This window comes from Pontivivens marinum (assembly GCF_900231835.1).
GTDB classification, from domain to species: domain Bacteria; phylum Pseudomonadota; class Alphaproteobacteria; order Rhodobacterales; family Rhodobacteraceae; genus Pontivivens; species Pontivivens marinum.
Map to the genome: position 1 here is coordinate 52688 of NZ_OCTN01000008.1, position 17869 is coordinate 70556.

Here is a 17869-nt window from a genome sequence, read left to right on the forward strand (position 1 = left end):
CTGCTTTCCGGCTGCTTTGTAGCTGCGCTGTGGCTGGCAGATTTGGGCGGCAAATTCGGGATGCTCTCGCGCCGTAGGCGCGCCCGGCCTAACGGGAGCAGGGGGCGGCGGATCATGATCCGACCTGCTGGCTGACATGCTCCGGTGCATCGGGCACGGGTGAGGATTGCGCGGCAATGTCCGGTTGCGATTGATCAAGGGCTGGCGCCGCCGTTTTCTCGATCCGCACGCGCAGGTCGAACCATGCGGCCTGTCCGGTGATCGGGTCGGAATTGGACCAGCGCAGGCCGTCGCCCTTGGGCGGTAGTAACTCGTGGATCAGGTGGTTCAGCAGGAAGCCCTTGGTGGTTTCGGGGGCGTCCTTGTCCAGCGCCCATGCGCCCTTACGCTTGCCAATCGCATTCCATGTCCAGACGGTGTTTTCGTTCAACGCGGCCATGTGGGCGACGGGAACGGTAATCTGACCATTGGGGGATGTAACCTTGGCCCAGTCCCCCTCAGCAAAGCCGTTCGCTTCCCAGATTTTTGTTGGCACGTAGAGCGGATTGTGCCCGTGGATCTGGCGCAGCCATGCATTCTGACTGCCCCATGAGTGATACATCGCCATGGGCCGCTGGGTCAGGGCGTGGACGGGATATTGTGCGTCGTCGGTCTGGGTCTGTTCGAACGGTTCGTACCAGATTGGCAGCGGGTCCATGCTGCATTTGACCTGTTCGCGCAGGTGTTCAGGGGGTTGCCGCTTTCCGTGCCCCTCCGCCGCGAGCTGGAATCTCCGCATCGGTTCGACATAAAGCTGGAAAAGGTAAGGTTGTGCCTTATCAAACAGGCCGATTTTTACGGCCCAGTCCTGATAGGCGGCATTCCACGGTTTGTAATATTGCGCCTCTTCGGGGATATGGGTGGACCAGAACGCGCCGTTTTCGATGTATTTCGCGATCTGGTCGGGGTTGGGCGCACCGCGCCCGCCCTGCGTTCCGTCACCCCGAAATCCGGCGAGCGGGCCGACGCCCGGGCGGCGTTCGTGGTTGGTGATGTAGTCGGCATAGTCGGTCCATTTGCCCGATCCATCCTCGTTCACCCAACCGGGCAATCCCATGCGGTTGGCCATATCCACCAGCACTGATTGGAAGCCGCGCACGTCCCTGTCCGGTTCAATCACCGGCCAGCGGATCGCATCGGCGGCGGCGTCCGCCTCGCAGATCGGGCGGTCCAGCAGGCTGATGCAGTCGTGGCGTTCTAGGTACGTCGTGTCGGGCAGAACGAGGTCGGCATAGGCCACCATCTCGGACGAATAGGCGTCGGAATAGATGATGTTGGGGATCACATACTCGCCGTTCTCATCCTTATCCGTCAGCATCTGCATGACGCCCTTGGTGTTCATCGACGAGTTCCATGACATGTTGGCCATATACATGAACAGCGTATCGATCTTGTACGGATCACCGGCATGGGCGTTCGATATGACCATATGCATCAGGCCATGGGCGGACATCGGGTTTTCCCATGTGAACGCCTTATCTATGCGGGTGGGTTTGTCATCCTTGCACAGCATCAGGTCATCGGGACCGTGGACAAAGCCCAGATGCGGGCCGTCCAGCGGCTTACCTGCCTTTACTTCGCAATGTGGCTTCGGATGTGCCTCCGCCGGTTTGGGGTAGGGCGGTTTAAAGCGGAAGCCGCCCGGCACCTCGACCGTGCCCAGCAGGATTTGCAGCACATGCAGCGCGCGGCAGGTTTGGAAGCCGTTGGAATGCGCCGAAATCCCGCGCATGGCGTGAAAGCTGACAGGACGGCCAACCATGGTCTCGTGATGCTCACCCCGAAAATCGGTCCATGGTTGGGGCAGCTCGAAACTCTCGTCAAAGGCGACGCGGGCCAGTTCGGCGGCGATGTGGCGGATTTTTGACGCGGTGATGCCGCATCGCTGTGCCACGGCGTCGGGGGCATAGTCATCCGATAGATAGCGTTCGGCCAGATGCTGGAAAACGGGCCGGTGGGTGATGCCATCGACGGTGTGTGTCGCGGCAAGGTCGGGGCGCACGCCCGTTTGGTCAAACGGGGCCAGTTGCCCCGTCATGCGGTCGATCACCAGCGGTTTGCCATCCGCATCGCGCAGGAACAGGCCGAATTCGGGGGATGCCTCATCCCCGTTCAGCAGAACCGGCGCGTTGGTATATTGGCGCAGATAGGTCAGGTCGATCTTACCCGCCTTTAGCAATTCATGCACCAGCGCGAGGATGAACAGCCCGTCCGTGCCCGGAGTAATCCCGACCCATTCATCCGCAATGGCGTTATAGCCGGAGCGGATGGGGTTCACGCCGATCACCTTGGCCCCGCGCGATTTCAGCTTGCCCAAGCCCATTTTGATGGGGTTGGAGTCGTGATCCTCGGCCACGCCGAACAGCATGAACAGTTTGGTATGGTCCCAGTCAGGCTGACCGAACTCCCAAAACGCGCCGCCCATCGTGTAGATGCCCGCCGCCGCCATATTGACCGAGCAAAAGCCGCCATGCGCCGCGTAGTTAGGCGTGCCGAAGCTTTGCGCCCACAGGCTGGTAAAGCTCTGCGATTGGTCGCGGCCGGTAAAGAAGGCCAGCTTCTCAGGTGCCGTCTCACGGATTTTGTTGAGGCGGGTGGTGGCGATGGTCAGTGCCTCCTCCCACGAGATTTCCTCGAACGCGCCGGAGCCGCGCGGGCCCACACGCTTCAACGGGGCGCGCAGGCGGGCGGGGGAGTTGATTTGCATGATGCCGGCGGAGCCCTTGGCGCACAGCACGCCCTTGTTCACCGGATGATCCTTGTTCCCCTCGATATACGCGACGGTGCCGTTTTTCAGATGCACGTTGATACCGCAGCGGCAGGCACACATGTAGCAGGTCGTTTTTCGCACCTCGTCCGAAACCTTGGGCTGCGTATCCACGATCGGCTGGTGCTGTGTCATCTGCTGGCTTTCGGCTGAGAGGAATTTTCTTAGTTTATCGTCATGCGTAGGCAATTTTTCTTACCAAACCTGCCACGGCAAGAATAATCAACAGGCTCAGGCAAAATGGGCGGTAATATCGTTCCAGCACGGGGATGAAGATCCGCTGGCCCATCGCAACGCCCACTGCCGCCGGAATGCTCAGCAATAGGCCGCGCATCACTGTCTCACGATCCAGCAGGCCGTATAGTGCCATATAGATCCCCGACCCGATGGAGGAGAAGAACAGGAACATCACCAGTGAGGCGCGCATCTGCCGTGCAGGTGCCTCGCGTGCCAGGACGTAGAGCGCGACAACCATGCCGCCCACCGATGCCAGGCCCGTCGCAATGCCCGAAACGAGGCCCGAGATCAGCAAGCCCGGACGGGTGGACAGAAAGGCAAGGCGGATGCGGGCCAGTTGTGTCAGGGCCAGCACGATGATGATGATCAGCGCGATCAGCGCGGATGTTGTGGGTGAAACGGTGGTTGTGATTGCCAGCCCGATTGGGGTGCCGACAAAGGAGCCAAAGACCAAACCGGCCACTACGCCGCGATCAGCCTCGGTCATGCCGCCGCGCACCATCAGCATGCCTGCGGTCATCTCCATAAACCACAGGATCGGGATCAGCGCGACAGGGGGCAGGATTGCTGTGGCGCTGGCCATGACCAGTGCGGAGAGGGCAAATCCTGAAAATCCGCGAACAAGGCCGGCGCCGTATGCGATGCAGCTGAGCAATATGAGGTCGTCGGCGGGCAGTGCCGTCAGGGCGGATAAATAGTCAAGCATTGGGAATTGGGGCCTTTGGCGGGGGTACTCAGGGGGTACGGAAACAGGCCACATTTGTGGCGGGGTCATGAAAGCCCCGCCGAGCCATTGTCCCGGCGGGTTAGGTGGCCGGAGGGTCATCCGACGAAGGTAGTTCAGTGTCGTTTAGCGTGCAGGTGCAGCCATATCAGCGGCATTGATGCCAGCGACGGAAACCGGCTTTTTCATTGCATCGCGGCGGAAGGGTTCGCCCAGTTCCTGATTGATCATCGCCTCGATCAGGGTGGTTTTACCGTTCTGCATCTGGTCGCGGATCGCGTTGTTCAGCGCCTCGGTCAACTCATCCATCGTGCGCGCGACCACGCCCTGCAATCCACAGGCCTGTGCGATGCCTGCATAGGATACGCTGGTATCCAGTTCGGTCCCGACGAAGTTATCGTCGAACCACAGGGTCGAGTTCCGCTTTTCCGCGCCCCACTGATAGTTGCGGAAAACGATCATCGTGACAGGTGGCCATTCATTGCGGCCAATCGCCGTTAGCTCGTTCACTGCGATGCCGAATGCGCCGTCGCCGGCAAAGCCCACAACAGGCACGTCAGGCTGGCCGATTTTCGCGCCCATGATTGCGGGCAGGCCATAACCACAGGGGCCGAACAGGCCGGGGGCGAGGTATTTGCGGCCCTCATCAAAGGACGGATAGGCGTTGCCGATGGCGCAGTTATTGCCGATATCGGAGGAGATGATCGCCTCCTTGGGCAAGGCAGACTGGATCGCGCGCCATGCCATGCGGGGCGACATCCAGTCGGGTTTGTCGGCGCGGGCACGCTCGTTCCATGTGGTGCCCGGATCGTCATCCTCGTGATCCATCGATGAAAGCTGTTGTGCCCATGTCGATTTGGTTTGTGCAATCATATCGCGGCGGGCCTGACGGTCGGTATCGCCTGCGCCGTCGCTGAGGTGCTCGGCGATGCCGGTCGCCACCTTTGCCGCATCGCCGACAATGCCGACGGTCACGGTTTTGGTCAGGCCGATGCGATCGGGGTTAAGGTCAACCTGAATGATCTTCGCATCTGTTGGCCAGTAATCCATGCCGTAACCGGGCAGGGTCGAGAACGGGTTGAGGCGCGTGCCGAGGGCGAGGACAACATCTGCCTTTGCGATCAGCTCCATCCCTGCTTTTGATCCGTTATAGCCCAGTGGGCCAGCGAACAGGGGGTGGCCGCCGGGGAAGGCATCGTTGTGCTGGTAACCTACGCAAACCGGTGCGTCCAAACGCTCCGCCAACAGGCGCGAGGCGTCGATGCCGCCTGCGGACAGGACAACGCCCGCACCGTTCAGGATGACGGGGAATTTCGCGGTGGACAGTAACTCCGCCGCTTGCGCGATGGAGCTGATGCCGCCTGCGGGCAGCTCGAAATCAGGAGTTGTGGGCAGGGGGACGTCGATCACTTGCGTCCAGTAATCGCGGGGGATGTTGATCTGGGCAGGGGCGCAGGCGCGCTTTGCCTTGGCGATCACACGGGCGAGGACTTCGGCAATGCGGGAGGGATCGCGGACCTCCTCCTGATAGGCGACCATATCCTCGAACAGCTTCATCTGCTCGACTTCCTGAAAGCCGCCCTGACCGATGGTTTTGTTCGCCGCCTGAGGTGTGACCAGCAGCAGTGGCGTGTGGTTCCAGTACGCGGTTTTCACAGCCGTCACGAAGTTGGTGATGCCCGGACCGTTTTGCGCGATCATCATCGACATTTCACCAGTCGCGCGGGTGTAGCCATCGGCCATCATGCCGGCGGACCCCTCATGCGCGCAGTCCCAGAAGTTGATACCGGCCTGCGGGAATAGATCGGAGATTGGCATCATGGCCGAGCCGATGATCCCGAATGCGTGCCGGATGCCATGCATCTGCAAGGTTTTGACGAAGGCTTCTTCGGTAGTCATTTTCATTGCGATGGCTCCGTGCAAATGATGTTATCTGCGGCGACGATAGGTCAGCCAGTATAGGCGAGGTTAGGGCCAGATGCCTGGGTAGCTTATGTCCAGATATTACGCTTTCGGGGCGTTTTTTAGGGCCGTCGCAATGCGTGCGATGCCTGCTGGAATGCGATCCTCGGACACGGAGGAATAGGCCAACCGATAGTAATTTGTCGGCTTTAACCCGTCATCGAAATACACGCCGCCCGGTTCGATCAGCACCCCGTGCGCGCGCAGGTCATGGGCCAGCGCATCCGTATCTGTACCGTCCGGCGCCCGCATCCACAAGGATGAGCCACCAAAACTGCCCGAACCGGCGATGCGCAGGCCGTATTCCTCGATCGCGGCGGTCATGACATTGCGCCGACGGTGAAAGGCGCGGCCTTGCCTGCGCAATAGGGCATCGTAATGACCCAATGACAGGAAATAGGCAGTCGTGCGCTGCATATGCCCCGGCGGGTGGCGCAACATCGCGGAGCGCAGTTCGCGGGCCTCGCGGATGAATTCCTCGGACCCGACCATGTAGCCAAGGCGCAGGCCGGGGAACAAGGATTTGGAGAACGAGCCGATATAGATAACCCGCCCGTCGTGATCCATGGATTTCAGGGCGGGGGTCGCCGCCTTTAGAAACGACATCTCGTATTCGTAATCATCCTCGACGATCAGGAAGTCATCCTTGGCCGCGCGAGCCATCAGGGCCTGTCGGCGGGCCAGCGGCATGGTCACGGTGGACGGGCATTGATGACTGGGCGTGGTGAACAGCACATCGGTTTCCGTGGGGATCGCATCCGGTGGCAGGCCGTCCGCGTCGATATCAACGCGGATTTCCTTGCACCGTGTGGGGGTAAGGACCTCTCGCAAGCCGTAATAGCTGGGGTTTTCAACAGTCGCGGTGCGGCGTTGGGTCAGCAGGATTTGCGCGGCGATCCACAATGCGTTCTGCGCGCCAAGAGTGACGATAATCTCCTCCGGTCGGGCGATGATGCCACGGCGGGGCAGGGAGTGGCGGGCGATATATTCCACCAGAATAGGATCGTCCTGTTGAAACGCATCGGTGGCCAGACTGTCGAATTCACGCTGGCCTAGGGCACGCAGCGCGCAGTTGCGCCAGTTTTGGTGGTCGAACAGGGTATTATCCGCCTGACCGTAGATGAACGGGGCATGATAGGTGCGCCAATCCGCTGGCTTGTCCGGTCGCGGTACGTTTGAAAACCGGCGTCCCATGGCGCGGCTCCAATCCACGCCATTGCCCGCAGGCACATGGGACGCCAGAAATTTCGGGGATTGGGGCGCGTCGGGCGATACGAAATAACCCGATTTGCCACGGGTAAAGATATAGGCATCTGCCATCAGCTCCGTATAGGCCAGCGTCACCGTGATGCGGCTGACGCCCAGATGCGCGGCCAGTTTGCGTGAGGAGGGCAGCTTCTCACCCACCCTAAATCTGCCGGATAAAATGCCCTGCGCCACCATCTCCTGAATTTGCTGTTGCAATGTCCCCTGCGAGCGGGGGTCAAAGAAGAAGGTTTCCTCGGAAATGCCCATAGTGGCTGCGCGACGCTCCTGCATACTGGCCTTATGTGACAGTTTGAACTGGATGTAAGAAAAACAGGCGGACGTTCCTAACGTCAACCCATTCCGGCGCAATTCAGACCGGTGGTAGATGTGGAGGACGAGATGGGGCTGGACGTTAAAAGCAATTCGCTAGAGGAATTTTGGATCCCCTTCACGGACAATCGCGGTTTCAAGAAAGACCCCCGTTTGGTCGTAAAGGCCGAGGGCCTGTATATGACGGATCACAGGGGGGGGCAGATCATCGACGGTTCATCCGGTCTGTTCTGTTCGCCCGCCGGTCATTGCCACCCCAAGATTATCGAGGCTGTCCACCAGTCCATGCAGCAACTGACCTATGTATCGCCATTCGGCACGGGTCACGGGCTGTCCTTTGCATTGGCGGAACAGGTTAGCCGCCTGACGCCGGACAGCATGAACAAGGTGTTCTTTGTCAATTCCGGTTCCGAGGCGATTGATACCGCGCTGAAAATCGCGATGGCCTATCACACAGCCAAGGGTGAGAACCGCCACCGCTTTATCAGCCGCGAACGGGCCTATCACGGTGTGAATATCGGCGGGGTTAGCCTGTCCGGTCTGGTGAATAACCGTCGTGCTTTCCCGTCGGTCATGCCGAATGTGGTGTTCATGCGCCACACATGGACCGAGGATGACCTGTTTACCCCCGGACAGCGTGCGGGCGGTGCGGATCGTGCCGAGGATTTGCAGCGCGCCATCGACAATTTCGGCGCGGAAACCATCGGTGCTGTGTTTATCGAGCCGGTTGCAGGTTCCACCGGTACATTACCACCGCCCATCGGGTATTTGCAGCGTATTCGCGAGATTTGCGACGCCAACGATATCCTGCTGGTATTCGATGACGTGATCTGCGGCTTTGGCCGTGTGGGCGGGAAATTCTCGGCTGATGCGTTCGGGGTGGTTCCTGACATCATGACCATGGCAAAGGCGCTGACCAACGGTGCAATCCCCATGGGCGCTGTCGTTGTGCGCGATGAGATTTACGACGTTGTGACCGACAAGGCCGCGATGGGCGGGATCGAGCTGTTCCACGGCTATACCTATTCCGGCCACCCAGCGGCCTGCGCGGCGGGGCTTGCCTCGCTGGCGATTTATCAGGAGGAGGGGTTGTTCGATCGGGCCAAGGATATGGCCCCCTATTTCGAGCAAGCCGTGATGAGCCTGAGCGATCATGAACTGGTCAAGGATATCCGCACCATCGGCATGATGGCCGGGGTAGAGCTGTACCCGCACCCCAAACCCGGCGCGCGCGGCGTATTGGCCCAGACGGAGATGTTCTGGAAAGGAATGCACGTTAAGTTCACCGGCGATAACGGCATTCTAGCGCCAATGTATATCGCGGAACGTGCGCATATTGATGAGATGATTACGAAATTCCGGGCCACGCTGGATGCGTTGCCACGGTAAGTTGTGATCTGAACGAATTCCCATAGGCGGGACAGAATGATTTCGTCTTTGGGTAAACATGTGTTTTGCTGCACCGCAGTGATCGCATAACGACCGTCAAAAATGGCGGCGCATAAAAAAGTCGATCCGCAAAGGAATCCGACGCCACGGGGTCACATGACCAACCCAACGAAGGAGATACTATGTCTATCACCAAGAAATTCGCCGGCGGCATGACCGCCATCGCCCTGATCGCCAGCGCACATGCCGCAACCGCGCAGGAAATCACTGTTGGCTACTTCCTCGAATGGCCAATGCCGTTCCAGTTTGCCAAGGCAAACGGCATCTACGAGGAAGAGATGGGCGTTACCATCAACTGGCGTTCATTCGATGCGGGCACAGCAATGTCGGCTGCTATGGCATCGGGTGATGTGCATATTTCCGTCTCGCAGGGGGTTCCGCCCTTCGTGATCGCGGCATCTGCCGGTCAGGATCTGGTCGCGGTTGATGTGGCTGTTGCCTATGCTGACAACGATAACTGCGTTGTGGCCGAGGCGCTGGAAATCGATGCCTCCACCGCATCCGATCTGGCGGGCCTGACGGCTGCTGTTCCAATCGGTACGGCGGCGCATTACGGCTTCCTCAAGCAGATGGAGCATTTCGGCGTTGATGTCTCGACAATGAATATCGTTGATATGGCTCCGGCTGAGGGCGCTGTTGCGCTGTCGCAGGGCGATGTGGACATGTCGTGCGGTTGGGGCGGCGGTCTGCGCCGTATGCTGGAGCATGGCAACATCCTGCTGACCGGTGCGGAAAAGCAGGCGCTGGGCATTCAGGTGTTCGACGTGACCTCGGTTCCCGCAGATTTCGCGGCGGAGCAGCCAGAGATGCTGGCGGAGTTCCTTGCCGTGACGGCGCGCATGAACGCGATGTGGAATTCCGGTGAGCACACGGATGAGATGCTGGCCGTGATCGCACAGGATGCAGGTATGGATGTGGATGCAGCGGCGGCGAGCCTTGCCACATTCGCATTCCCGTCGGTTGAGGAGCAGCTGGGCGAAGAATGGTTCGGTGGCGCCACGCAAACCTTCCTCAAGGAGGTCGCAGACTTCTTTGTTGAGCAGGGCAACATCCCGTCGGCGCGTGACACCTATGAGGACGCAGTAGACACGGCACCTCTGTCCGAAGCTGCTGAGTAAGCGATACCCGATCCGGCCTGCCACCCATTGGCGGGCCGGATCCCCCCCTCGCTGTAAATCCCCACCTCGCCGGAGGCGTACACACGATGACCGGACTTAGGATCGACGATATCTCAATGCGCTTTGACCTGCCCAATGGCAGCTCGGTTCAGGCATTGAAGAACGTATCGCTGGATATCGCGGAGGGTGAGCTGATGTCCGTGCTCGGCCCGTCCGGATGCGGTAAAACAACATTACTCAACATTGTGGCCGGATTTCTGGCCCCGACCTCAGGCAATATTGTGCTGCACGAACAGGTCGTGCGCGGCCCCGGTCCTGAACGCGGGATGGTGTTTCAGCAGGGCGCATTGTTTGAGTGGATGAACGTGCGCGAAAACGTCGCCTTTGGCCCCAATATGAAGGGTATGCCCAAGGCGGAAAGCGCGGAGATCGTGGATCACCTGCTCGAAGTGGTCGGCCTGCAGGACTTCAAGGAAAAGGCAGTTTACGAATTGTCCGGCGGTATGCAGCAGCGTGTGGCGCTGGCCCGCTGTCTGGCTAATGACCCCGATGTTATCCTGATGGATGAACCGCTGGGCGCGCTAGATGCGCTGACGCGGGAAAAGATGCAGGGTCTGGTTCTGAAGCTGTGGAAGGAAACCGGCAAGACGATCATCCTGATCACCCACTCGGTTGAGGAGGCATTGCTGCTGGGCGAGCGTCTGCTGGTTATGGCACCGCGTCCGGGCCGGATTCACCGTGAATACCGTTTGCCCTTTGCCGAGATGGGCGTTGGGCAGGACCTGCGCGAAGTTAAAAAGGACCCCGCCTTTGGCGAGCGTCGTGAGGAAATTCTCAGCATGATCTGGGACATGGAAGAGGAAATTATGGGCAGCACGGAGAGCGCGGCATGATTATCCTTCTGATCTATATCGCGCTGTTTGTTGGCGCCTATTTCATCGTCAAATTGATCAGCGACCGGCGCGCGGCGACCAAGGATTTCACCTCGCTCAAGACTGTTACCTTTGGTGATGAAAGCGCGGTGCGGCCCAATCGGGCGGCGTCGGTTATCTCGATCCTGACGATCTTTCTGATTTGGGGGGCGTTCACCGGATCGTCAATCACGCCGATCCATGCGCCCGGTCCCTTTATGGGAGATACGACATTTACCTATACGGCGCGCAATGCGGCGGGTGAAACCGATGATGCCACAGTGGTTGTCCGCGTTGCCCGCACCGGTGAGCAGGTCGATGATGCCGTGATCGAGGAGGGCGACGGTTTTGCCCTGAACGACACGGCCAAGATCAATGCGTGGCGCAGCGGCCTGATCCGTGTGGACCGCAATGATATCGGCGGCGACGCTGACCCCTATGACATCATCGCGGTAAACGGTCAGGAAATCTCGCCCGGTGTGGAGGTCAAGGTTGATAACGGCGTCATGTCGATGACAAACCGTGGCACCCTGAATTTTGCACCCTATTCCGGTTGGCAGATGGAGCCGATCTGGCTGCCCTCACCCGAGGCAGTTCTGGCCCGCCTGATGGAGATTTCATCGACCGGTTACCAGAACTCGACCCTGTGGGAGCATCTGGGCTGGTCCCTGATCCGCGTTGTCGCAGGCTTTGCCGCTGGTGCGGTGTTGGGCGTGCCACTGGGATATGCGATGGGGTTGAGCAATTGGTTCCGTGGTTGGTTCGATCCGATCGTCGAGTTCATGCGGCCTATTCCGCCGCTGGCGCTGATCCCGCTGGTTATCATCTGGTTCGGCATTGGTGAGCAGGGCAAGATTATCCTGCTGTTCCTCGCCTCGCTATGGATCATGACGATTGCGGCGCGGGCTGGTGTGTCTGGCGTGAATATCACCAAGGTTCACGCGGCCTATTCGCTGGGCGCGTCCAAGCGTCAAATCCTGCAACATGTGATTGTCCCAAACTCGCTGCCCGAAATCTTTACCGGTGCACGGGTTGCGATGGGGGTCTGCTGGGGCACGGTTGTTGCGGCGGAACTGGTCGCGGCGGAAAAGGGGGCAGGCATGATGATTATCGCAGCCTCTAAATTCCAGCTGACCGACATTGTTATCATGGGCATCATCCTGATCGGCATCATCGGCTATGGCATCGATATTCTGATGCGCTTGGCCGAGGGGGCGCTGGTTCCCTGGAAGGGGCGCAGCTGATCATGGCTGAGCAATTCACCGGAAACTTCACCCAGCAGGAAGCGCTGGGTGAAGAGGAAATGGCGGCTGCACTGGATGTCATGCGCTCTGGCCGATTGCATCGCTACAACATTGCCGAGGGTGAAATCGGTGAGGTTGCCGCGCTGGAGCAGGAATATGCGGCATGGCAGGGCGCGGCCTATTGTCTGGCCTGCGCGTCAGGCGGGGCGGCGATGCAGATGGCGTTACGTGCCGTGGGTGTCGAATTTGGCGATTTTGTGCTGACCAATGCATTCACTCTGTCCCCCGTACCGGGTGCAATTGTGGCGGCGGGCGGCATACCTGTGCTGGTTGAAACGACTGAGGGCTTGGTCCCAAACCTAGATCATCTGGAGCGGATCGCCGTTGAAAGCGGCGCAAAGGTCATGCTGCTATCCCTGATGCGCGGGCATCTGCCGGATATGGATGCGCTGATGGAGATCACGGATCGTCTGGGTATCGCGGTGATCGAGGATTGCGCGCATTCGATGGGGGCGACGTGGCGCGGAAAACGGTCCGGCAGCTTTGGTGTTGCAGGGTGTTTTTCGACCCAGACCTACAAGCATCTGAATTCGGGTGAGGGCGGTTTGCTGACCTCGGATGATGCGGAGTTTATGGCGCGGGCGACGATCCTGTCCGGCTCGTACATGTTATATGACCGGCATGTGGCGGGGCCGTCGGCCGATGCCTATTCGCAGGCACGGTTGGATATGCCGAACTGCTCCAGTCGCATGGACAACCTGCGCGCGGCGATCCTGCGCCCGCAATTGCGGCGGTTGGATGCAAACGTAGCGCGGTGGGCCAAACGCTATGCGGCGGTTGAGGCGGAACTGCGCGATGTGGCTGGCTTAACGGTGATTGAGCGTCCAGTGGATGAGGTTTTTGTCGGCAGCTCGATCCAGTTCTTGCGGCCCGAGGGTTCGGCGCAGGACTTCCTGCGGGCCTGTGCCGCGCGTGGGGTTGAGCTTAAATGGTTCGGGGCATCGCAGGCGGTTGGCTTTACGTCCAGCCACCATGACTGGCGATCCGTGCCGCAGCAGGAATTGCCGCAGACGGATGCGGTTCTGGCGGGGCTGTTTGATATGCGGTTGCCGCTGACATTCAGCGTCGATGATTGCCGGCAGATCGGGCGGATTATCCGCGACTGTGCGCTGCACGGCTGAAGCCGCGCGCGCAAGCAATATTGCAAAATGCGATTCTGGGTTTGCGTCAGGGCTGTGACGGCGCTATCAGTGATTCGTGCGGTGGGCTGGATGATCGCGGCGGCAACGTCGAGGAAAGTCCGGACTCCAGAAAGAAACGGCGCCGGGTAACGCCCGGCCGGGGTAACCCGAGGGATAGCGCCACAGAGAACAGACCCCCCGGTCGCGATCGGGGAAGGGTGAAACGGTGGAGTAAGAGACCACCGCCGGGCTGGCAACAGACCGGGCATGGCAAGCCCCGCCGGGAGCAAAGCCGAATAGGGATCGCGCGGGTTTCGGCCCAGGGCTGCTTTCGCCCCGACGATTCGGGTTGGCTGCTTGATGTCACGTGTAAGCGTGTACACAGAGGAATGATCATTCAGGGAAGCCCCAGGGCGACCCGGACAGAATCCGGCTTACAGGCCCTCCGCACAAAAAAACGGTCCGCGATGGGATCGCATGGATTTTTATCCCACCGCGATGACGCCCCTTCTGGCGCAAGATATAGTGGTATGTGGCCGAAATGTGGCAATCTGTGGTGTTGTGGTCGGTGTTTTGACCTGTTGTGACCATGCGTTGCGGGTTCAGGTTCACTCAATTCCCATCAAATTTGTTTGTTTCCCATAACTTCCCATGCTAAGCCTTTATTCAGACAGAGGCAGAACCGGATTTGATCGCTTAAAGAATCGAGCCGGGAGTTGGCAGAACTCATACAGGCAAGCTTCTGTCTGAAATAGAATGAGAAGACACGAGCACAGTATAATAAGGCGCGGACCGAACCAATGCAGCCAGTGCGTCGGTAGATCTTCGAGGGACAGGCGGCGGGTGTGCAGTAGAGCGGCGCATCCGCCGTTTCTATTCTAGGCCAGTACTGTGCACGCGTAAGTGGGGCAAAGTCGGTGGCGTTAAGATTTCGCGGTGAATGGACGCATAAGGTTGACGCGAAGGGTCGCGTCTCCGTTCCTGCGCCGTTTCGCCGGGTGCTTGAGGGTGTCGAGGATTGGTCCGAGGGCGCGCCCGTGCCGCTGGTCGTGGTCAAGAACCAGGATCGCCGCGCCTGTCTGAACGTTTACACCACCGACGAGATGGCCCTGATCGACGACGATGTCGCCGCCTTGCCCCGTTTTTCCAAAGAGCGTGACGCCCTTTCCAGCCTGCTGGCGGCGGGGTCTGATAACACGTCGCTGGATGATAATGGCCGGTTTGGCTTATCCGCCGATATGCGTGCCAAGGCAGGGATCACGACCCAAGCCGTTTTTGTCGGCATGATCGACAGTTTCCAGATTTGGTCCCCCGAAGGATACGCCGCTTATAAGGCGAATATGTTGGAGTGGTTGCAGGCCGAACCTGCGCCCGACGATCTGTTCGTGCTGATGAACGCCGCAAAAGAGAAGTATCAGACATGACCGATGCGCCGCACATTCCGGTTCTGCTTGATGAAGTGATTGCTGCCGCAACGCCGGTTGGTGGCGTTTGGCTGGACGGAACATTAGGCGCGGGCGGATATACGCGGGCGCTGTTAAATGCCGGTGCAGACCGTGTTCTGGGCGTCGATCGCGACCCACGGGCCGAGGCGGAGCTGGCCGTTTGGACCGAGCCCTATGCGGAGCGGTTTACCTTCTTGGCGGGCACGTTTGGGCGCTTGGACGAATTGGCGCGCGATGCGGGCGTTCAGACGCTGGACGGCGTTGTGCTGGATATCGGCGTGTCCTCGATGCAGATCGATGAGGCGGAGCGGGGGTTCTCGTTTCAAAAGGACGGTCCGCTAGACATGCGCATGGGGCAGGATGGCCCGCGTGCGCTGGATCTGGTGAACGAGGCATCCGAGGCGCATCTGGCCGATATTATCTTCCAGTATGGTGAGGAGCGGGCCTCGCGTCGGATTGCCAAGGCGATTATCGCGGCGCGCCCATTGCCGGATTCCACGCTGGCCTTGGCTGATATCATCTCCAAGGAGGTGCCGCGCGGCAAACCCGGTTTACCCCACCCCGCGACGCGGACCTTTCAGGCGCTGCGGATTGCGGTGAATGAGGAACTGGCGGAGCTGGTGCGTGGTTTGCTGGCGGCGGAACGTATTCTGGCCCCCGGTGGCACGCTGATCGTTGTGACCTTCCATTCGCTGGAGGATCGGATCGTAAAGCGGTTCCTCGCGGATCGTGCTGGCAAGGGCGGTGGCGGTAGCCGTTACGCCCCGATGCAGCATGTCACACCCCCGAGTTTCGAGATGATCACGCGCAAGGCAGTGACCTCGCAGCCCGAGGAATTAGAGCGCAATCCGCGCGCCCGTTCGGCCAAGTTGCGTGCCGCGCGGCGCACCGACGCTGCACCATTTCCGGCGGATGTGGCCGGTTTGGGCCTGCCCGGTCTGGACCGGACATTGCTATCCTCCGAGGGGACCTGAGATGAAGTCGCCAATATATGTGCTGGCGATTGCAATGGTCGTCGGGGTCGCATTCTGGGCCTATCAGGTGAATTACCGCACCCGCGCCGCGCTGGAGCAGGTCGCACAATTGCAGCGTTCCATCGCGGAGGAGCGTGAGCAAATCTCTGTTTTGCAGGTGGAATGGGCGTGGTTGAACCGGCCTGAGCGGCTGGAGGCCTTGGTTGAGTTGCATTTGGCGACGCTGGGCCTGATGCCGTTGCACCCTGACCACTTTGGGGAACTGCGCATGGTGGCCTATCCGGTGCAGGACATCTTTGTCGCGCCGCCCGTTCTGCCCGCTGCGGCAGGGCAGGCGCGATTGCCGATGACGCTGATCGAGGCCGGAATTGAAACGGGGGTCGTGCAATGATCCGCGTTCCACTTCGCCCGCTGGCACAGGTTATTGCGGCCCGTTCGCAGGGGCTGAACCCCGATATTGTCGAGGCTGAGCGCCGCGCAGCCGTTTTGCGCAATCGCCGGTCCGAGGAGCGTCGCCGTGCCGAATGGCGGCTTTGGTTGCTGTCTGGCGTGTTTCTGCTGGCCTTTTCAGCGGTTGGCGGAAAAATGGCTGTGATTTCGGCCAGTGCGCCGACCGAAACACGGCGCGCTGTAGCGGGTGAGCCGATCCGCGCGCATCGTGCCGATATTGTGGATCGCAACGGGGTTTTGCTGGCCACGAACATGGTGACATCGGCCATCTATGTCGAAACACGGCAGATGGTGGATTTCGTTGGCGTGGCGGAGGGGCTTGCCTCGATCTTCCCTGATCTGGACGCGGAAACCCTGCTTGAGAAATTCGAGCGTCCGGGCAATTTCCACTGGATCCGGTCCGAGATCAGCCCCGAGCAGCAGCAGGCCGTGCATGAACTGGGCCAGCCCGGCGTATATTTCGGCCCGCGAGAAACCCGGATTTACCCGCAAGGACAGCGTATTGGCCATATCCTCGGCGGATCGCGCTATGAGGTTCAGGCCGCCCGCGCGGCGGAGCTGGAGGGCGTGGCCGGTATCGAATATCAGTTCGACGACCGTCTTGGTGATCCGGAGCAGATTGATACCCCGCTGCGGTTGAGCATCGACATGCAGGTGCAAAACGCCACCCGCGACGTGTTGCAATCGCAGATGGATGCCTATGGTGCGATTGGTGCTGCGGCGATTGTGATGGATGCGACCAATGGTGAAGTGGTCTCCATGGTCTCGCTGCCCGATTTTGATCCGAATGACCGCCCTGCGCCACAGGGGCCGGACGGGGACTTGCTGTTCTCACGCGCTTCGCAGGGCGTTTACGAGCTTGGCTCGACGTTCAAGGCATTTGCCGCCGCCAATGCGATGGAGCGTGGGGTCGCAGGGCCGAACACCATCATCGACACGCGCGGACCGCTGACTTGGGGTCGGTTTCGTATCCGTGATTACCACAATTACGGACCTGAGCTGACGCTGACCGAGGTCATGGTCAAGTCGTCCAATATCGGGTCGGCGCGGGTTGCATTGCAGACGGGAACGCCAGCGCAACAGGATTTCCTGCGTGAACTTGGCTTCTTTGACGCATCGCCGGTTGAGCTGCCCGAGGCGCGCAACGCTGATCCTCTGCTGCCGCCACGCTGGTCCGAGTTGAGCACGATTACGATCAGTTATGGTCACGGATTGGCGGCCACCCCGCTGCATCTGGCCACGGCCTATGCATCTGTTGTGAATGGTGGACTGCGGGTGCATCCGACGCTGCTGGCCGGTGCGACCCCTCCGACGGAGGAGGACCGCGTGGTCAGCCGTGAAACCTCTCAGGCATTGAACCAGATGCTGCGGGCAGTTGTGTCGCGCGGCACGGCCAGCTTCGCGAATATTGAGGGTTATGAGGTTGGCGGCAAAACCGGCACTGCGGATAAACCCAATGTCGGGGGATATGCCGAGGATAGCGTGATTGCGACCTTTGCCGGCATGTTCCCATCCTCGAACCCGCGTTATGTCGTTGTTGTGTCGCTGGATGAACCGGAAACATTTGCCGCCGGTGCCATTCGTCGCACGGCTGGTTGGACGGCTGCGCCCACGATGGGCATGTTGGTGACGCGCATTGCGCCGATTTTGGGCATGCGTCCGCAGCCTGAGGTTCTGGTTGAAAACGTGCCTGCCACAACATTGGCAAGCGCAGGACAGTGAGCGATCCCTTGAAACAGACTGGTGACGCCGTGCGCTTGTCGGAGTAATGCCCTGATTATTGGCAGTGA

Annotated in this window: 13 protein-coding genes and 1 other RNA gene; 10 read left to right on the forward strand and 4 right to left on the reverse strand. The window is 59.9% G+C overall.

Annotated features, from left to right (window positions below):
• Positions 1-112 precede the first annotated feature (112 nt).
• The 4 genes from CR254_RS15055 to pdxR form a co-directional block, all read right to left on the reverse strand.
• Positions 113-2941, reverse strand: coding sequence for a molybdopterin oxidoreductase family protein (locus CR254_RS15055; RefSeq protein ID WP_097931433.1), 2829 nt, complete (start codon positions 2939-2941; stop codon positions 113-115).
• Between the two features lie 40 nt (positions 2942-2981).
• Positions 2982-3749, reverse strand: coding sequence for a sulfite exporter TauE/SafE family protein (locus CR254_RS15060; RefSeq protein WP_097931435.1), 768 nt, complete (start codon positions 3747-3749; stop codon positions 2982-2984).
• A 144-nt stretch (positions 3750-3893) separates the two neighbouring features.
• Positions 3894-5672 (reverse strand): sulfoacetaldehyde acetyltransferase, encoded by a 1779-nt coding sequence (gene xsc, locus CR254_RS15065; protein ID WP_097931437.1) that lies wholly within the window; start codon positions 5670-5672, stop codon positions 3894-3896.
• 99 nt (positions 5673-5771) lie between these two features.
• The gene (gene pdxR, locus CR254_RS15070; protein ID WP_097931439.1) at positions 5772-7244 is read right to left on the reverse strand and encodes a MocR-like pyridoxine biosynthesis transcription factor PdxR; all 1473 of its coding nucleotides are present in this window, start codon (positions 7242-7244) and stop codon (positions 5772-5774) included.
• A gap of 132 nt (positions 7245-7376) precedes the next feature.
• Here pdxR and aptA point away from each other — a divergent pair, with 132 nt between their 5' ends.
• The 10 genes from aptA (at position 7377) to CR254_RS15120 (ending at position 17801) form a co-directional block, all read left to right on the forward strand.
• Positions 7377-8696: an omega-aminotransferase AptA gene (gene aptA, locus CR254_RS15075; protein ID WP_097931441.1), complete on the forward strand. Its 1320-nt coding sequence runs from the start codon at positions 7377-7379 to the stop codon at positions 8694-8696.
• Positions 8697-8878: 182 nt separating this feature from the next.
• Positions 8879-9874, forward strand: coding sequence for a taurine ABC transporter substrate-binding protein (locus CR254_RS15080; protein ID WP_097931443.1), 996 nt, complete (start codon positions 8879-8881; stop codon positions 9872-9874).
• An 86-nt stretch (positions 9875-9960) separates the two neighbouring features.
• On the forward strand, positions 9961-10767 hold the full coding sequence (locus CR254_RS15085) for a taurine ABC transporter ATP-binding protein (RefSeq protein ID WP_097931445.1): 807 nt from the start codon (positions 9961-9963) through the stop codon (positions 10765-10767).
• Positions 10764-12029, forward strand: a complete 1266-nt coding sequence (locus CR254_RS15090) for an ABC transporter permease (protein ID WP_097931447.1) — start codon at positions 10764-10766, stop codon at positions 12027-12029. Before CR254_RS15085 ends, CR254_RS15090 begins: the two co-directional genes overlap by 4 nt.
• A gap of 2 nt (positions 12030-12031) precedes the next feature.
• The gene (locus tag CR254_RS15095) at positions 12032-13210 is read left to right on the forward strand and encodes a DegT/DnrJ/EryC1/StrS family aminotransferase (RefSeq protein ID WP_097931449.1); all 1179 of its coding nucleotides are present in this window, start codon (positions 12032-12034) and stop codon (positions 13208-13210) included.
• Between the two features lie 78 nt (positions 13211-13288).
• Positions 13289-13663, forward strand: an RNA gene (gene rnpB / locus CR254_RS15100) — RNase P RNA component class A.
• A gap of 464 nt (positions 13664-14127) precedes the next feature.
• A complete protein-coding gene (locus CR254_RS15105) occupies positions 14128-14634 on the forward strand; it encodes a division/cell wall cluster transcriptional repressor MraZ (RefSeq protein ID WP_097931451.1) in 507 nt (168 codons plus the stop codon).
• Entirely contained in the window at positions 14631-15629 is a 999-nt protein-coding gene (rsmH, locus tag CR254_RS15110; protein ID WP_097931453.1) for a 16S rRNA (cytosine(1402)-N(4))-methyltransferase RsmH, read from the forward strand. Before CR254_RS15105 ends, rsmH begins: the two co-directional genes overlap by 4 nt.
• 1 nt (position 15630) lies before the next feature.
• Positions 15631-16020 carry a cell division protein FtsL gene (gene ftsL / locus CR254_RS15115; protein WP_097931454.1) on the forward strand — a complete coding sequence of 130 codons (390 nt, stop codon included), beginning with the start codon at positions 15631-15633 and terminating at the stop codon, positions 16018-16020.
• Entirely contained in the window at positions 16017-17801 is a 1785-nt protein-coding gene (locus CR254_RS15120; protein WP_097931456.1) for a peptidoglycan D,D-transpeptidase FtsI family protein, read from the forward strand. Before ftsL ends, CR254_RS15120 begins: the two co-directional genes overlap by 4 nt.
• The last annotated feature ends 68 nt before the right edge of the window (positions 17802-17869 follow it).